Source organism: uncultured Winogradskyella sp., assembly GCF_963975125.1.
Taxonomy (GTDB): Bacteria; Bacteroidota; Bacteroidia; order Flavobacteriales; family Flavobacteriaceae; genus Winogradskyella.
Genome location: NZ_CAXBGB010000151.1, coordinates 1 through 2,478 on the forward strand (window position 1 = coordinate 1; position 2,478 = coordinate 2,478).

Annotated in this window: 2 protein-coding genes; both read left to right on the top strand. The window is 33.5% G+C overall.

The features are described from left to right. The first annotated feature begins 150 nt into the window (after positions 1-150). Positions 151-1,398 carry a TolC family protein gene (locus AAC053_RS13930; protein WP_339757902.1) on the top strand — a complete coding sequence of 416 codons (1,248 nt, stop codon included), beginning with the start codon at positions 151-153 and terminating at the stop codon, positions 1,396-1,398. Between the two features lie 10 nt (positions 1,399-1,408). Next, positions 1,409-2,478, top strand: a 1,070-nt coding sequence (locus AAC053_RS13935; RefSeq protein WP_339757904.1) for an efflux RND transporter periplasmic adaptor subunit, incomplete at its 3' end; no start/stop codon positions are given.

Here is a 2,478-nt window from a genome sequence, read left to right on the forward strand (position 1 = left end):
CTGATGTGGTTATACCTATGGCAATCCCTTCTTTTGGAGGTATGCTTTTACAGGTAATGACCATGTTTGTAGTACCTGTACTTTACAGTATGTGGAAAGAGAAAGGATTAAAAAAACAATTAAAAAGAAGCAATGCTTAAATTTATAAAGATGAAAGCGAATACTAAAAAATATCTTTTCTTAGGGCTAGTAGTACTGTTTACAACAAGTATTTTTAGTCAAGAAAATTTAGATAACTATTTAGAAATAGCAGCCAATAATAACCCTGCTTTAAAAGCAAGGTTTAGTGATTACATGGCTGCTATGGAAAAAGTACCTCAAGTAGGTACTTTACCAGACCCTACTTTTGCTTTTGGATATTTTATCCAGCCTGCAGAAACAAGGGTTGGGCCACAAAGAGCAAATTTTAATTTGAAGCAAAGCTTTCCATGGTTTGGTTTGTTAAGTGCTAAAGAAGATGTCGCAACTGAAATGGCAAAAGCCGTGTACGAAGATTTTGAAAACACAAAATCCAATATTTTCTTTGAAGTAAAAACAGCTTATTACAACTATTATTTTATTGAAAAAGCCATAGAGATAACTAGAGAGAATATTGAAATTCTCGAAGTTTTTAAACGCCTGTCTTTAGTTAAAATTGAAGCAGGAAAAGCTTCTATTGTTGATGAACTACGTGTTGAATTGGAACTAAATGATTTAGAAAACCAATTAGAACTGTTTTTGGATACAAAAGATGTTTTACGAGTAAAGTTTAATAACTTATTAAACAGAGAAGATACTTCTGAAGTAATAGTTCCAGAATTATTATGGCAAGAAGAAATTCCTTTAGAACAGTTAAACATGCTCGATGAAATCTATGCTTCAAACCATCAAATTAAAAGTATAGAACATAAGTTAAACGCTTTTTTAAATCAGGAAATTGTAGCAAAAAAAGAAGGCTTACCAAAGTTTAATGTTGGTGTAAATTATACCATAGTTGGTGACAACCCTAATTCAACAGCATCAGATAATGGTAAAGACGTGTTCTTGTTTCCATCTGTAGGTGTAACCATTCCTATATATCGAAAAAAATATAAAGCTTTAATAAAGGAAGCACAATACCGACAAGAAGCTGAAATATCTAGAAAAGAGGATAAAAAGAATAGCTTGAGTTCTGTATATGAAAATACATATAAAGATTTTAACGATGGAGACAGGCGTATTGCATTAAACATTACACAATCTAAAATTGCTAAAAAAGTATTGGATATACTTATTGTGTCATACTCTACAAATGCTAAAGACTTTGAAGAAGTATTGCGTATAGAACGCCAATTACTTAAATATGAATTGGAACATCAAAAAGCGTTAACCGATAAAAATGCCGCAGCAGCATTTATGGATTATTTAATAGGACAATAAAATGAATATCATGAAAAAATATAAAAAATATATCATAGCAGCCGGTATTTTAATACTCGGAATTATTTTAGGAAATGTGTTTTCTGGCGGAAGTTCAGAAACCACACAAACAGATGGAGAGCACGAATTTGTTCAAGACCCTGTAACACAATTATGGACTTGCTCCATGCATCCACAAATAAAGATGGAAAAACCAGGAAATTGCCCAATTTGTGGTATGGAACTTATTCCGTTGGAAACAACCGATGATTCTTCAGAAAACATTGCAGACGACGAAATTGTAATGAATGAAGAAGCCTATCAATTGGCAAATATTCAAACCACAGTAATTGAAAAGGCAAGTGCCGACAAAGAGATACGCTTGTTGGGACGTGTAAAACCCGATGAGCGTAGATTGTATTCTCAAGTGTCTCATATACCAGGTCGTATAGAACGCTTGTATGTTAATTTTACAGGTGAAAAAGTATTTACTGGTCAAAAAATAGTACGTATCTATTCACCAGAATTAATCTCTGCCCAAAAAGAATTGTTTGAAGCTATCAAGTCTAAGGATATATACCCACAACTTTATACCGCATCACGCAATAAATTAAAGCTTTGGAAACTGTCTGACAAGCAAATTGATGCTATTGAAGCCTCAGGAGTTGTGCAGGAACAAATCGATATTTTGTCCGATCATTCAGGTTACGTTATGAGTAGAAATGTTGAGTTAGGAGACTATATTACGGCAGGTGGTAATTTGTTTGATATTGCTAATTTAAGTTCTGTTTGGGTTATGTTTGAAGCCTATGAAGCAGATATTCCTTGGATACACATTAACGACAAGGTTAGCTTTAATATACAAGCTATTCCTGGAAAAACCTTTGAAGGTAAAATTACCTATGTCGATCCTTTTGTGTCTTCTAATACCAGAGTTGCCAAAGTACGTGTAGAGGTAAATAACCCATCAAATAAGCTCTTGCCTGAAATGTTTGCCAGTGGTATTATTAAAGCAAAAATGAAAGGGATGGAAAACACCATTGTTATACCAAAATCGGCAGTACTTTGGACAGGAAAGCGTGCCGTTGTCTATGTAAAAGT